At 52.8% G+C, this 19,891-nt stretch carries 14 protein-coding genes; all 14 read left to right on the top strand.

The window, feature by feature from the left end:
- Positions 1 to 335 precede the first annotated feature (335 nt).
- The 14 genes from lonB to MKX50_RS19120 all read left to right on the top strand — a co-directional run bounded on the left by lonB (position 336) and on the right by MKX50_RS19120 (position 19,875).
- Positions 336 to 2,045: an ATP-dependent protease LonB gene (gene lonB, locus MKX50_RS19185; RefSeq protein ID WP_213594473.1), complete on the top strand. Its 1,710-nt coding sequence runs from the start codon at positions 336 to 338 to the stop codon at positions 2,043 to 2,045.
- A 159-nt stretch (positions 2,046 to 2,204) separates the two neighbouring features.
- Positions 2,205 to 4,541, top strand: a complete 2,337-nt coding sequence (gene lon, locus MKX50_RS19180) for an endopeptidase La (protein WP_339157592.1) — start codon at positions 2,205 to 2,207, stop codon at positions 4,539 to 4,541.
- A 14-nt stretch (positions 4,542 to 4,555) separates the two neighbouring features.
- The gene (yihA, locus tag MKX50_RS19175) at positions 4,556 to 5,173 is read left to right on the top strand and encodes a ribosome biogenesis GTP-binding protein YihA/YsxC (RefSeq protein WP_213594477.1); all 618 of its coding nucleotides are present in this window, start codon (positions 4,556 to 4,558) and stop codon (positions 5,171 to 5,173) included.
- Between the two features lie 210 nt (positions 5,174 to 5,383).
- Positions 5,384 to 5,971 (top strand): non-ribosomal peptide synthetase module, encoded by a 588-nt coding sequence (locus MKX50_RS19170; RefSeq protein WP_155611500.1) that lies wholly within the window; start codon positions 5,384 to 5,386, stop codon positions 5,969 to 5,971.
- A gap of 310 nt (positions 5,972 to 6,281) precedes the next feature.
- Complete coding sequence (gene speD, locus MKX50_RS19165; RefSeq protein WP_155611501.1) at positions 6,282 to 6,680, top strand: adenosylmethionine decarboxylase; 399 nt, start codon at positions 6,282 to 6,284, stop codon at positions 6,678 to 6,680.
- A gap of 242 nt (positions 6,681 to 6,922) precedes the next feature.
- Positions 6,923 to 8,335 (top strand): glutamyl-tRNA reductase, encoded by a 1,413-nt coding sequence (gene hemA, locus MKX50_RS19160; RefSeq protein WP_339157591.1) that lies wholly within the window; start codon positions 6,923 to 6,925, stop codon positions 8,333 to 8,335.
- A gap of 264 nt (positions 8,336 to 8,599) precedes the next feature.
- A complete protein-coding gene (locus MKX50_RS19155; RefSeq protein WP_244996865.1) occupies positions 8,600 to 9,253 on the top strand; it encodes an NAD(P)-dependent oxidoreductase in 654 nt (217 codons plus the stop codon).
- A 2-nt stretch (positions 9,254 to 9,255) separates the two neighbouring features.
- Entirely contained in the window at positions 9,256 to 10,215 is a 960-nt protein-coding gene (hemC, locus tag MKX50_RS19150) for a hydroxymethylbilane synthase (RefSeq protein WP_213594483.1), read from the top strand.
- A gap of 8 nt (positions 10,216 to 10,223) precedes the next feature.
- Positions 10,224 to 11,768, top strand: coding sequence for a uroporphyrinogen-III C-methyltransferase (gene cobA, locus MKX50_RS19145; RefSeq protein WP_339157590.1), 1,545 nt, complete (start codon positions 10,224 to 10,226; stop codon positions 11,766 to 11,768).
- A gap of 627 nt (positions 11,769 to 12,395) precedes the next feature.
- Positions 12,396 to 13,403, top strand: a complete 1,008-nt coding sequence (gene hemB / locus MKX50_RS19140) for a porphobilinogen synthase (protein ID WP_213594487.1) — start codon at positions 12,396 to 12,398, stop codon at positions 13,401 to 13,403.
- A gap of 71 nt (positions 13,404 to 13,474) precedes the next feature.
- Positions 13,475 to 14,776 carry a glutamate-1-semialdehyde 2,1-aminomutase gene (gene hemL, locus MKX50_RS19135; RefSeq protein ID WP_339157589.1) on the top strand — a complete coding sequence of 434 codons (1,302 nt, stop codon included), beginning with the start codon at positions 13,475 to 13,477 and terminating at the stop codon, positions 14,774 to 14,776.
- Entirely contained in the window at positions 14,773 to 15,681 is a 909-nt protein-coding gene (locus MKX50_RS19130) for an RluA family pseudouridine synthase (RefSeq protein WP_339157588.1), read from the top strand. The genes hemL and MKX50_RS19130 overlap by 4 nt, the downstream gene beginning before the upstream one ends.
- 170 nt (positions 15,682 to 15,851) lie before the next feature.
- Positions 15,852 to 17,213: a LysM peptidoglycan-binding domain-containing protein gene (locus MKX50_RS19125; RefSeq protein WP_339157587.1), complete on the top strand. Its 1,362-nt coding sequence runs from the start codon at positions 15,852 to 15,854 to the stop codon at positions 17,211 to 17,213.
- Between the two features lie 544 nt (positions 17,214 to 17,757).
- Positions 17,758 to 19,875, top strand: a complete 2,118-nt coding sequence (locus MKX50_RS19120) for a glycoside hydrolase family 6 protein (protein ID WP_339160202.1) — start codon at positions 17,758 to 17,760, stop codon at positions 19,873 to 19,875.
- The last annotated feature ends 16 nt before the right edge of the window (positions 19,876 to 19,891 follow it).

Genomic DNA, 19,891 nt, shown 5'->3' with positions numbered 1-19,891 from the left:
ACATCAACCCTCAACCCCACCCCCAACCCTTTACCCCAAACCATTACCGCAATCCTTTACCATTAACCATTACCTTTCTATACTATCTCCACGATCTACGTTCAATCTTCTTCCATTCAAATTTCCTTGTGGCTAATAAAAGCCAGTTTGTTTACATTCCCAATGGGCCGTATCTGCAAACCGCCTAAAAAATTCCCTAAGCAGACCTGAATTCTAAAGGAAATAACGTCAATCGACAGTTTTCTTAATGACATTTTAGCTTTTATTTGCGTTTTATGATGAGTGAATAGGGCAATACTACCATGTATCAGTAAAAGTGTGGGAGGCTCTGTATAATGGAACTGAATGTAATTTTGATGTCTGTTCAAATGTTTTTCGCCGTGGTGATCGGCCTTTATTTCTGGAATCAGCTTCGCAGCCAGAGGGGGAACCGGACTGCGGTGGACAAGGAGTCGCGCAAGGAAATGGAGAAGCTGCGCAAATTGCGGGCGGTATCGCTGACGAAGCCGCTTGCCGAGCGTACGCGTCCGGCGACTATGAATGACATCGTTGGCCAGAAGGATGGGCTTCGGGCTTTGAAGGCTGCATTATGCAGCGCCAATCCCCAACATGTCATTATTTATGGCCCGCCAGGCGTCGGTAAGACGGCTGCGGCCAGAGTGGTGATGGAGGAAGCGAAGAAAAACCCGATATCGCCCTTTAAGTCAGACGCCAAGTTTGTTGAAATGGATGCGACGATTGCCAGATTCGATGAAAGGGGCATTGCCGATCCGCTCATCGGGTCGGTTCATGATCCGATTTACCAAGGCGCTGGCGCCATGGGGGTGGCGGGAATTCCGCAGCCGAAGCCGGGAGCGGTGACGAAGGCGCACGGCGGCATTCTTTTTATCGATGAAATTGGTGAGCTTCACTCCATTCAAATGAATAAAATGTTAAAGGTGCTGGAAGACCGCAAGGTCTATCTGGAAAGCGCCTATTACAATTCCGAGGATTCGGGGACTCCAGCGTATATCCATGATATTTTTCAAAATGGATTGCCAGCCGACTTCCGCTTGGTTGGGGCAACGACACGTTCTGCGCATGAAATCCCTCCAGCCCTTCGTTCACGCTGTATGGAAATTTATTTTCGCCCGCTGCTGCCGGACGAGATCGCCCAAATCGCCGAGGACGCGGTTAAAAGAATCGGCTTTCAGCCCTGCCCGGAAGCGATCGAGGTCATCAAGAAATTCGCGACGAACGGTCGGGAAGCGGTGAACATGGTTCAGCTTGCCGCAGGGTTGGCTCTAACCGAGCAGCGCGATCATTTGCTCGCATCGGATTTGGAATGGGTGGCTACGAGCAGCCAGCTGGCGCCCCGTCCTGATCGCAAAATCAATGAACAATCGGAAATCGGCGTTGTCAACGGTCTTGCGGTATACGGTCCTAACATGGGTACGCTGCTGGAAATTGAAGCGACGGCTGTCCTTGCCCAGAAAGGGAAAGGCGTATACACGATCACCGGCGTAGTCGATGAAGAAGAAATCGGCGGCGGCAACCGAACGCTGCGGCGCAAGAGTATGGCCAAAGGCTCGGTGGAAAATGTACTGACCGTGCTGAAGAGCATCGGCCTTCATCCGGCGAATTATGACCTGCATATTAATTTTCCTGGGGGAACGCCGATCGACGGCCCTTCCGCAGGGCTCGCGATTGCAACGGCGATTGCTTCCGCAATCAAGCGGGTGCCTGTGGACAACCGGATCGCGATGACCGGGGAGCTGGGCATTCACGGCAAAGTGAAGCCCGTGGGCGGAGTCGTCGCCAAGGTTGAGGCGGCTTTTCAGGCGGGGGCGACGACTGTGCTCATCCCAAAGGATAATTGGCAGACGCTGTTTGAAGGCTTGCAGGGGCTCAAAGTGATCCCGGTGGAATCGGTATCCGAGGTGTTCCGCCATGTGTTCGGCCCTGAAGCCGAGAAGAACTTTGACCTGTCCTTGGGAAGCGACTCTTTCCTACCGGCTCCAGCCCCCTTTTTGCATGCCGAGTCTCCGCAGAGCGGAACACTGTAAGGCTGTACAAATGGAATTCGAAGGGATTTGACGAAGCAATCCCCCAGGGCCTTTCAATGGGGCGGCTGCATGGAGCAGTCGCTCTTCGTTGGTGTTTTCAAGAAACATTTGCTAAAATAGGACTAATATCTTACGAGAACGTTTGGAGGTGCGAAAGCGATGGGATCCCATAAATCCAAGAGCCGTCGTTTTCCTTTGTTGCCCTTGCGCGGCCTTCTCGTCTATCCGAGCATGGTGTTGCATTTGGACGTAGGCCGGGAGAAATCGGTAAAGGCGCTGGAAAAAGCGATGGTAGACGACAATTTAATTCTCCTCTGTTCTCAATCCGAAGTGAACATAGAAGAGCCGACCCAGGAAGATATATTCCGCATCGGAACAGTAGCGAAAGTTCGGCAGATGCTGAAGCTCCCTAACGGTACGATCCGTGTATTGGTCGAAGGGGTAGAGCGCGCCGAAATTATTGAATATTTGGACAATGACGAGCATTATGAGGTGCTTGCTCAGGAGCGTCCCGAAGAGGAAGTGCTTGATCCTGAGGTAGATGCCCTCATGCGTACCGTACTGAACCAATTCGAGCACTATATTAATTTGTCCAAGAAAGTGACGCCGGAGACGTTGGCTGCCGTGTCTGATATTGAGGAAGCCGGCCGCCTGGCGGATGTCATTACGAGCCATTTGTCGCTAAAGATCAAGGACAAACAGGAGATTTTGGAGACAATTGACGTAAGGAAACGGCTGGAGAAGCTGCTCGCTATATTGAATAATGAGCGCGAAGTACTGGAATTGGAGCGCAAAATTAGCCAGCGCGTCAAGAAGCAAATGGAAAAGACGCAGAAGGAATACTACTTGCGCGAACAGATGAAGGCGATTCAGAAGGAGCTAGGCGAGAAGGAAGGCCGGGCTGGAGAAGCGGAGGAACTGCGCGCCCAGCTGGAGGAGAAGAACCCGCCGGAACACGTCCGGGAGAAGGCTGAGAAAGAAATCGACCGCCTTGAGAAGATGCCGGCCAGTTCTGCAGAAGGCGGCGTCATTCGCAATTATGTGGATTGGCTGCTTAGCCTGCCTTGGAACGAGAGAACCGAGGATGACCTCGACTTGGCCAAAGCGGAGCAAGTGCTCAACGAGGATCATTACGGCCTTGATAAGCCGAAGGAGCGCGTGCTGGAATACTTGGCGGTACAGAAGCTCGTGAAGAAGCTCAAAGGACCGATCCTCTGCTTAGTAGGGCCGCCGGGGGTAGGGAAAACCTCGCTTGCCCGCTCGATCGCCCGCTCGCTCGGCCGGGAGTTCGTGCGGATTTCACTGGGCGGCGTTAGGGATGAGGCTGAAATTCGCGGCCATCGCCGCACTTATGTAGGAGCGATGCCGGGACGGATCATCCAGGGCATGAAGACGGCGGGGACGCTGAATCCCGTATTTTTGCTTGACGAGATCGACAAGATGGCCTCCGATTTCCGCGGGGATCCTTCTGCTGCGCTGCTGGAAGTGCTGGATCCCGAGCAGAACAACACGTTCAGCGACCATTTCATCGAGCTCCCGTTCGATTTGTCGAATGTCATGTTCGTAACGACGGCGAATGCAGTGCATAACATTCCGCGTCCGCTGCTCGACCGGATGGAAATGCTCTATATTCCAGGGTATACCGAGCTTGAGAAGCTGCAAATCGCATCGCGTTATCTGCTTCCGAAGCAGAAACGCGACCACGGGCTCGAGCCGGAGCAGCTCGAGATCGGCGAAGAGAGTTTGCTGCGGACAATCCGGGAATACACCAGGGAATCGGGTGTGCGTAATCTGGAGCAGCAGGTTGCGGCGCTATGCCGGAAAGCGGCCAAGATTATCGTCTCCGGAGATGCAGAACGTATCGTAATCGGGCCGGATGACATCAAGGATTATTTAGGCGTGCCGAAGTACAGATACGGTGTAGCCGACCTGGAGGATCAGATTGGGACGGTAACCGGCCTCGCCTGGACGGAAGTCGGCGGCGAAACCCTCGTCATCGAGGTCACCGTCGTTCCGGGTACCGGCAAGTTGACCTTGACCGGGAAACTTGGCGATGTCATGAAGGAATCGGCACAGGCAGCCTTCAGCTATACAAGATCCAAGGCGGCCGAGCTGAACATTCCGCTTGATTTCCATGAGAAGAACGACATTCATATTCACATTCCGGAGGGCGCCATACCGAAAGACGGGCCTTCCGCAGGCATTACGATCGCTACAGCGCTAATCTCCGCGCTGACGAACCGCTATGTCTCCAAAGACGTGGCGATGACTGGCGAGATCACGCTGCGGGGACGCGTGCTGCCGATCGGCGGCCTGAAAGAGAAATCGCTGGCGGCCCATCGCGCAGGCTACAAGAAGATTTTGCTCCCTAAAGATAACGAGCGCGACCTGCGGGATATTCCGGACAGCGTGAAGGAAGAAGTCGTATTTGTTCCTGTGTCCCATATGGACCAGGTACTGGAGCACGCTCTTGTAGACCAATCCGGGATCCATTAGAGAGGAAATCACCTATGAAAGTTACGAATGCAGAATTTGTGATCAGTGCGGTACGCCCTGATCAATATCCAGGAGACGCCCTGCCGGAGATTGCTCTGGCCGGGCGCTCCAACGTTGGCAAGTCATCCCTGATTAACCGGATGATTAACCGCAAGAACCTGGCCCGCACCAGCTCGACGCCGGGCAAGACGCAGCATTTGAATTATTATCGCATTAATGATCAGTTGTATTTCGTTGATTTGCCGGGATATGGCTATGCCAAGGTATCGAAGACGCAGCGCCAGGTATGGGGGCAGATGATCGAGAAATATTTGCTCGAGAGGGACCGCCTGAAGCTGATTCTTCTCGTTATTGATTTAAGGCATCCCCCAACTAAGGACGACGAAATGATGTACGATTGGCTGAAGCATTACGACCTGCCGGTTTGCGTGGTCGGAACAAAAGCGGATAAAATTCCAAAATCCCGCTGGCAGAAGCATATTAAAATTATTAAGGATTCACTCGTCCTTCGGGCAAGGGATGAGTTTGTCATGTTCTCTTCCGAAGAGGGAATCGGCAAGGACGAGCTGTGGAGCCATATTAGCCGCCATATTCTTGAGGAGGAGCAGGCCGAGCAGGATGCCTCCGAATGAAAAAGTTATAAGAATCGATGGATAGCAAAGGGATTTGAAGGAGTTGCAGCAGGAAAGTGAGCATGCAGGGGGATTTTTGCAGCTGAGAACGGCTAAATCCGTTTTTTTCTGAAAAATGGCAGGAATTCACGTTTTGGACGCTGAGCAATACCTTGAATGAGTAGTGTATAATTATGATTAAGGATTGCTAAAAGAATTGAGGAGATTTTTATGGCTCAGCGGTTAGCCACAGAATATGTTAATGCCAGTTTACGATTGTCGGAAGTTCAGATGTCCCAGTTTATTCACAAGGTATACGATCCTCATGTGCGCCAGCGGGTGAAAGTGCTCGATAATGGCGGCCAAGAGGTGGTGCTGGAGGATGATAGCGGAGAAGAAGTCCATCTGCCTTTTGACCGTAAGGACGGATATTATGTCTGTGAATTGTCTTTCCGCTTGGAAAAACCCCATTTAACAAACGTCATGCGACTGTTGTTTGCCGCCTTCAAAGGCTCGGGAATGGTTACGCGCATTTATAACGGATTCATGATGATGTATTATTATCAAGAGGGCCGCGTACGCAAAATCGTAGAGTATTCCCGTGATTCCTACAAATTGGTTTATGAACATAAGGATACGGTTGGCGAGCTGCAGCGGATTTACCGCAACAATGATGTGGAGCGGGAGATTGAACAGATTCATCGCGAGGTGAACGTTCTTCTGGATCAGCGCTTTGTCGCTGAGGACGCCAAGGTTGTACAGCGGATCGATAGCGAGCTTCGCAAGCATACTCGCCGTTTGTTTGTTCTGGAAGCCTGAAGAGGCTATAAATATTTTTCTAGACGGCTGTCACCATTGACGAGACAATGACATAAAGTGGTAAGGAAAACTACCCTAATGCTAGGGTAGTTTTTTTTCCGGGCCAACAAATCAACTTTTTTTGCGAAAAGTGTTGCATTTGTTACGGATAGATGGTATTTTTAATCTCGTTGAAAAGAATATAGGAACCAGGATTCACTCAGGACATGGAGATGTTGCGAGAGATTTTTCCCTCGGGAAGTGAATGACGTAGGTCCTAGCGGATGAAATTTTTTCAAACATTTTATTCCTAGGAAGGGGGAACCGAAGGATGGAATATTCAACTTTCGGAAGACACGTTGCTGTTGATACTTGGGGAGTCGACTTTGAGGTACTGAACAATGCAGAGCTATTGCAAGCTCATTTGGTGGAAGCTGCTGAATCTTGTGGAGCAACGGTATTGTCCGTGCAATCCAAACAGTTCGAACCGCAAGGTGCGACGGTACTTGTGTTGTTGTCGGAGAGCCATCTCTCGATTCATACGTATCCTGAGAGAGGGTTTGCTGCTATTGATTGCTATACTTGTGGAGAAACGGTTGATCCGCAATTGGCGATCGATTACCTGGTGTCCGTATTGAAGCCGGAGAAGATGTACGCGAAGAAGCTCATTCGCGGCCTGGGCGAGCTTGAGGTCGTAACGCCGGTTATGAATCAAGTGGAGCTCGTATAAAGAAGAAATTAAAGACTCAGTGGTTTCGTAGCTCATAGTTTGCGGAAAATTGGGTAGAATAGGATAACCATGGAGCAATTCCATGGTTATTTGTTTTTTGGCGGAATTTTTTGGTTATCTTCATAAAGAGTTCATAAAACGCTCATCAAAACCACCGGGGAATCTGCCAGTCCTGTGATATAATTAACATAGTTTGTTTTCGATCGATGCTATGACATCTTAACAAGGCAGGTGAACTTGCAATGCACATCGTCGTAGTCGGGTTGAACTATCGAACAGCGCCTGTGGAAGTCAGGGAACGTTTTACTTTTGCCGAACGGGATTTGCCGCAAGCGTTGCAAGAGTTGAAACGCACCAAGAGTGTATTGGAAGGCGTCATTATAGCAACCTGCAACAGAACGGAAATTTATGTCGTGGTTGACCGCTTGCACATGTGCGGTTATTTTATCCGCAGCTTCATGGAGCAGTGGTTTGGCATTCCTAGACAAGAGTTTACCCAACATTTATACATGTATGAGGACGAACAGGCTATCCGCCATCTGTTCCGGGTCGCATGCGGCCTTGATTCGATGGTGCTTGGCGAGACGCAAATTCTAGGTCAGGTCCGGAGCGCTTTTTTGCTCTCACAAAAAGAGAAGGCTACGGGCACTTGGTTTAATATGCTATTTAAGCAGGCGATCACGCTAAGCAAGAGAGCCCATTCGGAGACAGCGATCGGCGAAAGCGCCGTATCGGTAAGTTATGCCGCTGTTGAACTGGGCAAGCGGGTATTCGGCAGCTTCGAGGGCAAGAAGGTGCTTATCCTCGGCGCCGGCAAAATGAGCGAGCTGACGGCGAAGCATTTGAGCGGAGGCGGGGCGGCAGAGGTGCTTGTGGCTAACCGTACCTTCGGCCGTGCACAGGAGCTGGCAGCCAAGTTCGACGGTATCCCGTGCTCGATGCAGGAAGCGATGCAGCGATTGCAGGACATCGATATTTTGATCAGCTCTACCGGGGCGGATGGTTATGTCATAACATCGTCTCAGGTGCAAAACAGTATGAAGCAGCGGCCGGACCGGCCATTGTTCATTATAGATATAGCGGTGCCTCGTGATATCGATCCAGCGATCGGGGAGCTTGACAATGTGTTCCTGTATGATATTGACGATCTGGAAGGTATTGTGGAGAGCAACATGGAAATGCGCCGTGGCGAAGCTCTCAAAATCGATTGGATGATTGAAGAGGAGATGGGCGCGTTCGCCAACTGGCTGCAAACGCTTGGCGTCAGACCGGTCATTCGCGCGCTGCAGGAGAAATCGACTTCGATTCATGAGAGCACGATGGAAAGCCTGTTTAATAAACTGCCTGAGCTGGATGAGCGGCAGCGGAAGGTCATACGGCGTTTGACCAAGAGCATCGTGAATCAGATGATGCATGATCCGATTAACCGGATCAAAGAAATGGCCGGAGAGGAACATGGAGTGGAGGCGCTCGAAATGTTCACGCAAATTTTTGCGCTGGAGCAGCAGCTCGAGGCTCTGTCTGAATCTTCTACGGCTGCGGATCAGCAGAATAGCCTGACTCAGGAAATATCTACGCAAGAACAAAAAGAGAAGAAGAAAGAGCCGTCACTCGAAACAGAGACCGTGCTTCCGCTCGTGAAGGTATCTGTTTAAAGCGGTGAGCCGCTTAAATCTTCATCTTTGAATATATGCCGGGATCATCATTGTATGCCCTGAGCCTTCTGTTTATTCTCGTATTGCATTAGGGTGCAATCTGTATAACGGAGGGTGCAGGGCATTTTTTGACGATATGGGAGGGCATGGATTATGTTTTGGCGGCGGACGTGGCAAAATAAAGGATGGTAGGTTATGCTATTATCAATGTAAAATGACGTATATATGATCCGCCGGCCATGGCTGGATATAGGAGTGGTGAGCATGAACGTCCCGCATTATATTCCCGTCATGCTAAACTGCGCGGGAAGACGCTGCGTCGTCGTTGGCGGCGGGATAATCGCCGAAAGGAAAGCTGGCGCGCTGCTGGCATCCTCTGCAGAGACGATCGTTATCAGCCCTTCGTTAACCCCTTACTTGATGTCTTGTTACGAGAAGGGGCAGCTGCACTGGATAAATCGGGAATATCGAGAGGGCGACTTAAGCGGGGCTTTTTTGGCATATGCGGCAACGAACGACAGTCAGGTGAACGAAGCCGTCGTTGCGGAGGCGGAGAGCCGGGGCGTGCCGGTGAACGATGCCGGCGACGGGGCACGGGGCTCCTTCATTACGCCGGCATCGATCCGCAGGGGCGGCCTGATTGTGGCTGTATCGACTTCTGGAGCAGGGCCAACGGTTTCCCGAAGGTTATGCGTGGAAGTCGACGAGCTGTTCGGGGAGCATTACGAGACTTATATTGATTTCTTAAGCGAGATCAGGGTAAGGATTAAAGAACAGGTGCTTGACCGGGGCAGACGCCAGCTATTGTTTAAAGCGTTAGCCGAAATGGATATATTGACGGAAATTCGTGAAGGACGATTTCAGCCTTGGAGCGAGGAGAAGCTAGCTGCATGGATTGATGCATATCAGGAGGAATAAAGATGAAAAAACGTACGATTGTCGTCGGAACTAGACAGAGCCAATTGGCGCTGACGCAGACGGGTCAGGTTATTGATGCGCTGAAAGCGATATGCGAGGAGCATGCGCTGCCCTATGATTTCGAAATTCGCAAGATCGTGACGAAGGGCGACCGTATTTTGGACGTAACATTATCGAAGGTAGGGGGCAAAGGCTTGTTTGTGAAGGAAATCGAGCAGGCCATGCTGAGCGGGGAAATCGATATGGCGGTACATAGTATGAAGGACATGCCATCCGTGCTTCAGGAAGGTCTTGTAACCGGTGCGGTTCCGCGGAGGGTCGACCCCCGGGATGCGCTGATTTCAAGGAACGGCCTAAGCTTGGACGAGCTTCCGCAAGGAGCAAAGATCGGTACGAGCAGCCTGCGCCGCTCGAGTCAGCTGAAGAAATACCGTCCGGATCTGAAGCTGGAATGGATTCGGGGAAATATCGATTCCCGGCTGCGCAAATTGGAGACCGAGGGCTTCGATGCCATAATTCTTGCTGCGGCGGGCTTGTACCGGATGGGCTGGGAGGATCGGATCACCTCATTTTTGCCGGTTGAGGTATGTTTGCCGGCTGTCGGCCAGGGCGCGTTAGGCATTGAATGCCGTGAAAGCGATGAGGAGGTGCGTCATCTTCTGTCGCTGTACAATGACCGGGATACCGAGCTGACCGTCGCTGCAGAGCGCCAATTTCTGCGCGTATTGAACGGTGGCTGCCAGGTTCCGATCGGCGCATATGCAACCTTGGTGCAGGAGGAATCCGGGATTGGAACGGGAGGAGCGCGCATCGAATTGACAGGGCTGGTCGGAACGCCGGACGGACGGCTTGTTCTGAAGGATGTCCTGACTGGCGAGGATCCGCTGAAGCTGGGCGATGAGGTTGCAGCTAAGCTGATTTCTAGAGGAGCGGACGAAATTTTGGCGGAAGTCAGGGAGTGAGTGATGGGATGGCTGGAAAGGTATATTTAGTCGGGGCGGGACCCGGCGATGCTAGATTGATTACAGTAAAGGGATTGCAGTGCCTGGAAAAAGGGGATGTCGTCGTATACGACCGGCTGGCCAATCCCAGCTTGCTGAGGAACATGAAGCCCGGTGCAGAGAAGGTCTATGTAGGCAAGCTGCCGGACCGTCATACGATGAAGCAGGAGGAGATTAATCAACTCCTCGTGGACTTGGCGCTGACGGGGAAGACCGTTGTCCGTCTGAAGGGCGGAGATCCGACGATTTTCGGCCGGGTCGGCGAGGAAGCCGAGCTGCTTCGCAAGCATGGAATCCCTTATGAGATTGTGCCGGGAATTACTGCGGCGATCTCGGTTCCTGCTTATGCGGGCATTCCGGTGACGCACCGGGACATGGCTTCCTCCCTGTCCATCATTACCGGACATGAGAGTCCTGAGAAGCTGGACAAGTCTATCAATTGGGAGAAGGTCACGAATGCGACGGGGACGCTCATTTTCATGATGGGCGTAGCCAAGATCGGGTACATCAGCAGGCAGCTGATAACGTACGGAAGATCTCCCGATACGCCCGTCGCTCTCGTGCGTTGGGGGACGCGGGCAGAACAGGAGACCTTGACCGGCACGCTGGAGGACATCGAGCGCAAAGTGCAGCAGGCGAACTTCCAGCCACCGGCCGTCATCGTCGTAGGAGACGTCGTGACGCAGCGCGAGCATTTGAAGTGGGCGGAGACCCTGCCGCTGTTTGGCACGCGCGTGCTCGTTACCCGCGCCCGCAGCCAGGCCAGCGAGCTTGCTGCGCAGATCGAGGATTTGGGCGGCGAGCCGTACGAGTTCCCTGTCATCGATATTCGATTACCTGAGGACGAGGAACAGATCGCTCATGCGGATGCGGCTTTAAGCCGATTGGAGACGTATGACTGGGTGTTCTTCACAAGCGTCAACGGGGTGGAGTATTTCTTCAGGCGCTTGGAGAAACTGGGACAAGATGTTCGCTCACTTCATCGAGCGAGAATCGCTGCAGTCGGGCCGGCAACGAAGGAAGCGCTGCGCGCCCGCGGCATTGCCGCAGAGGAGCTGCCAGGACAATACCAGGCCGAGGGCATGTTCGAGGCGTACGGCGCTGAAATGCACGCCGGACAGCAGGTGCTGCTGCCGAGGGGAGACCTTGGCCGCAATTGGCTGCCAGAGGTTCTGCGGGAGAAGGGGCTGAGCGTGACCGACGCTGTCATGTACGAGACCGTCCCTGCCGGCGAAGAGGACGATGAGCTACTGAAGCTCATTGAAGAGGGCGGCATTCATGTCGTGACCTTCACCAGCTCGTCGACAGTAAAGAACCTGGTTGCTGCCCTGAAGGGAATGGGGCATGCAGACCCCGTTCAAGCCTTGTCTGGCGCTGCCATCGCCTGCATTGGCCCGCTTACCGCGCAAACGGCTAGGGATCTTGGCTTCAACGTCGATATGGTGGCTGAGGAATCGACGATCAACAGCCTTGTCCAATCCCTTTGCGACTGGCGTGCAAGCAATCGTGATTAGCTATGGATTAGCCCTCATAATTTATATATTTTGCACCGCAGCAAGCGTATTCCGCAAGGGAGAGCCCCAGTACCGTAATCAGTAGCGGTAAGAGGCACTATGCAAGGTAATTATCCTTGCGCCGCAGTGAGCGTATCCCTCAAGGGAGAGCGCCAGTACCGTAGTCAATAGCAGTAAGAGGCACAACGCAAAAGTAACTGATCCTTGCGTCACAGTGAGCGAATCCCCGCAGGGGACAGCGCCCCTCAAGCCATCCTAACTCAATACAGCCAAATAAACTCCATCCACCCAGACAGCAGGAGCGTCTAACGTAGAGCGGGCCCGTCAGGGCGGCAAGCGACTGATTGCCCGCAGCTTTCCCGGGAGCGCCGACCGCTGCAGGCTTGAGCAGAGTGTTCACCCAGGGTGAACGGGGGCGCCAAAAGTAAGACGTACCCGAAGGGGGGAAAGCGTTCCACGCACCAAACTAAGCGCATCCCCGCCAGGGGACAGCGATGCAGGAGCGCCTCTGCCCCTCCTACGTTATTCCCATTGCGGGAGTCCAGAGGGCGCAGCCCTTGGAGCCCTCCCTTACGACAAGGGAGGGTTTGGGTGGGATGGGATCAATTTGAAAGGACGACACCAACTATGACATTTCCAATCGTAAGACACCGCCGTTTGCGGCAATCGGCTGCGATCCGCGGTATGGTGCGCGAAACCGTGATTACCGTCGATGATTTCGTACAGCCGATATTCGTCACCTATGGCAGCAATGTAAAAAATGAAATCTCCTCGATGCCGGGCGTATTCCACTTCTCTTTAGACCGTCTTCAGGAGGAAGTGAAGGAGATCGTAGAGCTCGGCATTCCGGCGGTGCTGCTGTTCGGCATTCCTGAACAGAAGGACAGCGTAGGCACGTCGGCCTTCGTCGAAACTGGCATCGTACAGGAAGCTACCCGGCTCATCAAATCATGGTATCCCGATTTGCTTGTGGTCGCGGATACTTGCCTATGTGAATTTACGGATCACGGCCATTGCGGCATGGTACACACCTTTGAACGGGATGGCCATGTCTGCGGGGACGTGTTGAACGACGAATCATTGGAGCTGCTGGTGAAGACGGCAGTGTCACAGGCGCAAGCGGGAGCTGACATCATCGCTCCATCGAATATGATGGATGGCTTCGTCCAAGCGATTCGCCACGGACTAGACGAAGCCGGCTATACCCATGTGCCAATTATGTCGTATTCCGTAAAATACGCCTCGGCATTCTACGGCCCGTTCCGGGAAGCAGCAGATTCGGCACCGCAATTCGGCGATCGCAAGACGTATCAGATGGATCCGGCCAATGCCCGTGAAGCGCTGCGCGAAGCGGAGACAGATGTGCTAGAGGGTGCAGATATGCTTATGGTTAAGCCGGCGCTAGCCTATATGGATGTGATCCGCATGCTTCGGGACCAATTCGACCTGCCGATCGTGGCCTACAATGTGAGCGGCGAATATTCCATGGTCAAGGCGGCGGCCAAGCAAGGCTGGATTAACGAGCGGGCGATCGTGAGCGAAATGCTGCTGGGCATGAAGCGCGCGGGAGCTGACATCATTATTACGTATTTTGCCAAAGATGCGGCGCGCTGGCTGCGCGAAGGACGCAATTAGCATACGTGAATTATGCTTCGGAATTCGAGGACAGACCATAGATCAATGACAAAGCAAGGAGCGTGACGTCAATGAGTACAACTATCGGACGTAAAGGGGAAGAACGGTCCTATCAGGCATTTGAAGAAGCGAAAAAAGTGCTGCCGGGCGGAGTTAACAGCCCGGTACGCGCATTCAAGTCCGTTGGGCTGACGCCAATTTATATGGACCACGGTGCTGGTTCGCACATTTACGATATCGACGGCAACAGCTATATCGATTATGTGGGATCATGGGGCCCGCTTATTATGGGACATGCCCACCCGGAGGTCGTTAAGGCGCTGCAGGAGACGGCTGCCAAGGGCACCAGCTTTGGCACGCCTACACTGCTTGAGACACAGATGGCCAGGCTCGTAGCCGAGCGCGTACCGTCCATTGAAGTCGTGCGGATGGTCAACTCCGGCACGGAGGCGACGATGAGTGCGATCCGCTTGGCTCGGGGTTACACGGGACGCAGCAAAATTATGAAATTTGAGGGCTCCTATCACGGCCATGCCGACAGCCTGCTCATCAAAGCGGGTTCCGGCGTAGCAACACTGGGTCTGCCGGACAGCCCCGGCGTGCCGGAGAGCATCGCAGCGAACACCATTACTGTTCCGTATAATGACCTGGAATCCGTTCAACTGGCCTTCGAACGCTTCGGCGAAGAAATTGCCGGCGTCATTGTGGAACCGGTCGCAGGGAATATGGGCGTCGTACCGCCGCAGCCCGGATTTCTGGAAGGACTGCGCCGCATTACAACGGAATACGGCAGCCTGCTTATTTTTGATGAAGTTATGACCGGCTTCCGCGTTCACCTGCACTCTGCTCAAGGGCTGTTTGGCATTACTCCGGATTTGACCTGCCTAGGTAAAGTCATCGGCGGAGGACTGCCGGTCGGCGCTTATGGCGGCAAACGCGAAATTATGGAGCAAATCGCTCCTTCGGGCCCAATCTATCAGGCGGGTACGCTAAGCGGGAACCCGCTGGCCATGATTGCCGGCTTCACTACATTGTCGCTGCTTACGCCTGAGGTTTATGACCGTCTCGAGCGCTTGTCGGCGAAGCTTCAGGCAGGACTTGAAGCGAATGCGAAGGAAGCGGGAATCCCTAGCGTGATTAATCGCGTAGGTTCCATGGTATGCCCGTTCTTTACGAATGAGCAGGTCGTTAACTATGATACAGCCAAGAGCAGCGACTTGGATTTGTTCCGCCGCTATTTTGCCGCGCTGGTGCAGGAGGGTATCAATATCGCCCCGTCTCAGTTTGAAGGCATGTTTGTTTCCGGCGTTCATACCGACGAGGACATTGATGCTACGATTGAGGCGCATCGCAAAGCGCTGCAGAAGCTGTGAGTTTACGGATCGCAGGCGCTAGGCGGGGAGAGTGGCTGGAGCTGATGCCCGGCAGGCTCCCCATGCCGGCGAGCGGTGACCGCTATGAAGCGGCGCTTGCCTGGCTGGAAGGCGAACTGGACTTTCCTGCCAAGCTTCGGCGCACACTTGAAGCCGAGCAGGGGATTAAGCTGGCGGGAGATCGTCTGCGCCTGCGGCTTTTTCCGCCAAGGATATCGCAGTATGAGCCTATGCAGCCGGAGCTTCCGCTGCAAATTTTGTACGAGGATGATTTTTGCCTCGTTGTACATAAGCCTGCAGGGGTTAAAGTACATCCCGATGGACATAGCCCGCAGCCGACTTTAGCCAATATGGTCGCAGGGATTTACTCGGAACGCGGCGAGCCCGTTGCGCCCGAGCATATACACCGGCTGGACGAGAACACGTCCGGCCCGGTGCTATATGCCAAGAACACTTATGCCAAGCTTAAACTGGATGCGGCAATGGCGCGTAAGGAAATCGGCCGGGTCTATGTTGCGCTGGTACAAGGCGCAGTAAGTCCTGCGCTTCGTGTAATTGACCAGCCAATCGGCAAGGATCGGCATCATAGAGCGCGAAGGCGCGTATCCCCGTCGGGCCAGCATGCAGTAACACGCGTAGAGCTGCTGGAGGCCTATCCGGCCGCCAGCCTCGTGCGCCTCACGCTGGAGACGGGACGAACGCATCAGATTCGGGTGCATATGAGCTATGCGGGCCATCCGCTTATCGGGGACGCTTTATATGGGGGCAGCACCAAGCTGACGCCCCATCAAGCGCTTCACGGCGAGAGCTTAATGTTTGCCCACCCGCTTGCGGGAGAGACCTTGTCCGTGCAGGACCCTTGGCCTGCAAGCTGGACAGCGCTGCTTAAACAGCTTCGAGCCTAGCCAACGCAGGGAATGGATATAAGCCAAAGCCATGAAGAGCGGTGTTTGATCGGTAAAAACCAGGCATGCACTCCTTTTTCAAGCATATAAATAAAACGAGCGATGATTTGGACCATGTCATCCATGGGATGCGAAATCATGTTTGGAAATGCTGAAAGGAGGTATCATTCTTGGCTGATCAATCCTACGGTCTGAGGTTTGATATTTATGAGCGGGTTCATTTATCGGAAGATGTGGTTGGAATTGAGGAATTGGAGGAAATAGAGCTCATTCCAAAAATCCAGGTGATTCCTGGCGAGGAGTATGCCGCGCTTCGCGGGCATTTGCTGTTGTCCGGACTATACCGGGGGCAGGGGGAAAGCTGCAAGCTGGAGCATTGGATCCCGGTTGAAATCACGATTCCGCTAAGCCGGGTAAACAAACTGGAGGAGATCGCCGTCGAAATTGACAATTTTGATGTGGATCTGCTGAGTGCCCGCAGTTTGAATATTACCGGGGTTTTGTCGCTTAAGGGAATTGAGACGACTACGCTTACGGGGAGCGAAGAATGGAAGGACAGGGAATTTATAGCTGCGCATGAATCTCATCAGGATGAACCGGACGAGGTTGGCCTGACAGAGCAGCCATTACCAATGGACACATTGCGACAAGAAGAACACCAACTGGGGGAGCAGATCTCTGAGGGACCGGTGTCTGGAGACAGGGAGAATCAAGCTTCTCAGTGGCAAAGTTCTTTGGAGGCTGCCGCGGTTCCGGGTTTACCGGATTTTCCAGAAACCCCCCATCAGAACGTGATCTCCTGGACAGACGATTCGCTGCTCTCATCCCCATCGCTATGGAAGGACAAGGCGGCGGCTTCTGAAGATGAGATCCGGGAGGCTGTGCAGCAAGCGGAAGAGAATTTAGCTTCGTTCAAGGAAGAAGAAGGCCGTGACGAACTGGAGGAGTATCATCTTGAAACTCCGTCCGTAAGCGAACACGAGGGTGATGAAGCCGAGGTCGTACAGGCTGTGTCGAGGGAAGCGGACCAAGCAGCTTCTTCGGAGCAAGGCACGGAGTCTGAGCCGGTTTTGTCGGCATCCATCGAACCAGGGGCTGCTGGAGATGTGGCTCATGAAGATTCGGAGCCGGAAATTCGCCCTCAGCCCGAGGAGAAAAAAGAGCTGAAAATTGCCCTCAACAGCAAGAAGGCGGATGAAACGGTACAGGGAAGCGATATTGGCATCACCAAGCTGTTATCTGCTCAACGGCCCAATAAAGAACCGGAAGGCTCGTTGGAACAGGAAGAAGGCAGCGTAAAGGCGGCGGCCGAAGAACACGGGGATGAGGAAGAAGTTCGCTGGAAAAACTTATTCATCGGCAATGCGGAAGAGCAGACCCCCTTTCGGAAAATCCGGCTCGTCATCGTTCAGCGCGAAGAGACCTTGGACGAAATTGCCGAGCGGTACAATCTCAGCACAAGGGAGCTGCAGCTTTACAATCGGTTAGCGGAACACAACTTAGCGGAAGGGCAAGTTCTATATATTCCGTAAATTGATTGTGGGATTCATAATATTAAAGAGCAGACTGCGCGTAATTCGCGCAGTTTTTTTTGGTAAGGCCACGACGGGAATCTTCCCTTGCTAACAAAGTTTATTTTGTTAGTGTAAATTTTAAACTTAGTTAAAATAAAATCTCCGTTAAATCTTGTATTATTTTTACTATTTATGGTATATTTGTGTCTAGATGGCGAACATTCTCTTTTTTAACCATTGTTTGTCGTCGGCTATTCTATCTTTTACGTCATTTCGTCGGATTTTCTCGGCCTAATGACAAAATGCTTACGGAAGGAGTGAAGAGCAAGGGTCAATCAGTTAACTTCCATGAGATATTTCGGGATGGTCAAGAAAGGAGAGCAAGGGCAGAAGGGAAAACAGCAGGAACTGCATATTCGATCGGCTACATTTTGAGAGCGCATACATTTCCCAAGCGAATGGTTTAATTTAATAAAATTTATAACAGGAGCTGAAAGAAATGATAAAGTATTTGCCCAAACGCACTGCGATGCTTGCGTTGATCTCGGCACTGGTTGTCACGATGTTAACCCCTTTTGGGAATCAAAACGCTCAGGCGGCAGAGGCCCATGTAGACAACCCTTACGTTGGCGCGACAAAATATATCAACCCCGACTATGCTGCATTGATCGATACTTCGATTGCTAGAGTCAGCGACAACACGTTGAAAGCAAAAATGGAAACGATCAAATCCTATAATACCTACGTGTGGCTTGACCGCATCGCGGCGATTTACGGCGGCGAGGATAACGGCAACCGCCGCAGCCTCGAGGGACACCTGGACGCTGCATTGGCCCAAAAGCAAGGCAATACGCCAATCGTTGCAGAGTTCGTCATCTACGATTTGCCTGGCCGGGATTGTCATGCCCTGGCTTCTAATGGGGAGCTGCCATTGACACAAGCGGGCCTGCAAACGTATAAGACGGACTATATCGATGTGATTGCTGATATTTTCTCCAAGCCTAAATACCAGGATATCCGGATCGTTACTGTCGTTGAGCCGGACAGCCTTCCAAACCTGGTTACCAATCTTAGCACTCCGGCATGCGCTGCGGCCAACTCCAGCGGTATCTATGTCGATGCTATCAAATATACGCTCAATAAGCTGGCTGCCATCCCTAACGTATACACTTATTTAGATATTGGCCACTCGGGCTGGCTCGGATGGGATGATAACCGTCAAGGCACCATCCAGTTATATACACAAGTGGCTAAAGCTACGAATGCCGGTTTTGCCAGCGTCGACGGCTTCGCTTTGAATACGGCGAATACGACTCCGTTGGTAGAGCCGAATTTACCGGATCCGAACCAAAATGTAAACGGTATGCCGCTCAGATCCGCTAGTTTCTATGAGTGGAATCCATACTTCAGCGAAGCTGATTTTGCTGCGGGTCTGTATTCGGGCTTTGTGTCCGCCGGCTGGCCAAGCAGCATTGGCTTCCTTATTGACACATCCCGTAACGGCTGGGGAGGCCCGGATCGGCCAACCAGTGCGATTGGCTCTACGGTTGACCAGATTGTAAATTCGGGCCGTGTGGATCGCCGCGGGCATCGGGGACTGTGGTGCAACAACAGCGGCGCCGGCATGGGAAGAGCGCCAGAGACTGCTCCAGCAGGATTCCCGGCTTCGCATATCGACGCTTTTGTCTGGGTTAAGCCTCCCGGCGAATCCGACGGTTCCAGCTCTGAAATTCCGAACAACGAAGGAAAGGGCTTCGACCGGATGTGTGATCCGACTTACCAAACCCAATACGGTATTTTGACGGGCGCGCTTCCAAACGCTCCTGTATCCGGCCATTGGTTCCATGATCAATTTGTCATGCTCGTCCAAAACGCATATCCGGCCATCCCGGCAAGCGGTGGGGGACCAGTTGACCCGCCTCCGACGGCTCCGGCTGCACCAACCGGACTCAGTGCTACGGGGGGGAACGGACAAGTCTCCTTAAGCTGGAATGCTTCGCAAGGCGCGACCAGCTATACGGTCAAACGCTCCACGACGAGCGGCGGGCCATACACTTCACTAGCAACGATTAGCGGCACCAGCTACACAGATACCGCGGTCACGAACGGAACGACATATTATTATGTGGTCAGTGCGGCCAATAGCGTGGGTACGAGCGTTAATTCCCCTCAGGCCTCTGCGCTTCCTCAGGGCGGCGGCACGACTCCAAATCCTGAGCCGACCGGCGATTTGGTCGTCCAGTATAAGGCTGGGGATTCGAATGCAACCGACAACCAGCTCAAACCTCATTTCAATATCGTAAATAACGGTTCAACACCTGTTGCGTTAAGCGAATTGACTCTCCGTTATTATTTTACGGCGGACGGCACACAGCCGCTGCAATTCAACTGTGACTGGGCGATTCTTGGCTGCTCGAACCTGACAGGCACGTTTGTCAAAATGAGCGAAAGTAAAACAGGAGCCGACACTTATTTGGAAATTAAGTTCAATGCGTCGGCTGGAACGCTCGCTCCTGGAGGAAGCACTGGTGACATCCAAACGCGCAGCAATAGAAGCGATTGGACTAACTTGGATGAGAGCGACGATTACTCCTTCGATGCTACGAAAACCTCCTATGCCAACTGGAACAAAGTAACGCTGTACCAGAACGGAACTTTGGTATGGGGAATTGAACCTTAATAATTAACCAGGAACG

The sequence above is a fragment of the Paenibacillus sp. FSL W8-0186 genome (genome assembly GCF_037969765.1).
Classification (GTDB): Bacteria; Bacillota; Bacilli; order Paenibacillales; family Paenibacillaceae; genus Fontibacillus; species Fontibacillus woosongensis.
The sequence above is the reverse complement of the archived record's forward strand: the minus strand, read 5'-3'. Positions and strand labels throughout refer to the sequence as shown.

Coding starts and splice junctions, on each gene's coding strand:
- lon (WP_339157592.1), top strand. CDS start 2,205: ATGGGATCCCATAAATCCAAGAGCCGTCGTTTTCCTTTGTTGCCCTTG.
- hemB (WP_213594487.1), top strand. CDS start 12,396: ATGACATTTCCAATCGTAAGACACCGCCGTTTGCGGCAATCGGCTGCG.
- hemL (WP_339157589.1), top strand. CDS start 13,475: ATGAGTACAACTATCGGACGTAAAGGGGAAGAACGGTCCTATCAGGCA.
- cobA (WP_339157590.1), top strand. CDS start 10,224: ATGGCTGGAAAGGTATATTTAGTCGGGGCGGGACCCGGCGATGCTAGA.
- hemC (WP_213594483.1), top strand. CDS start 9,256: ATGAAAAAACGTACGATTGTCGTCGGAACTAGACAGAGCCAATTGGCG.
- lonB (WP_213594473.1), top strand. CDS start 336: ATGGAACTGAATGTAATTTTGATGTCTGTTCAAATGTTTTTCGCCGTG.
- speD (WP_155611501.1), top strand. CDS start 6,282: ATGGAATATTCAACTTTCGGAAGACACGTTGCTGTTGATACTTGGGGA.
- yihA (WP_213594477.1), top strand. CDS start 4,556: ATGAAAGTTACGAATGCAGAATTTGTGATCAGTGCGGTACGCCCTGAT.
- MKX50_RS19170 (WP_155611500.1), top strand. CDS start 5,384: ATGGCTCAGCGGTTAGCCACAGAATATGTTAATGCCAGTTTACGATTG.
- MKX50_RS19155 (WP_244996865.1), top strand. CDS start 8,600: ATGAACGTCCCGCATTATATTCCCGTCATGCTAAACTGCGCGGGAAGA.
- MKX50_RS19120 (WP_339160202.1), top strand. CDS start 17,758: ATGTTAACCCCTTTTGGGAATCAAAACGCTCAGGCGGCAGAGGCCCAT.
- hemA (WP_339157591.1), top strand. CDS start 6,923: ATGCACATCGTCGTAGTCGGGTTGAACTATCGAACAGCGCCTGTGGAA.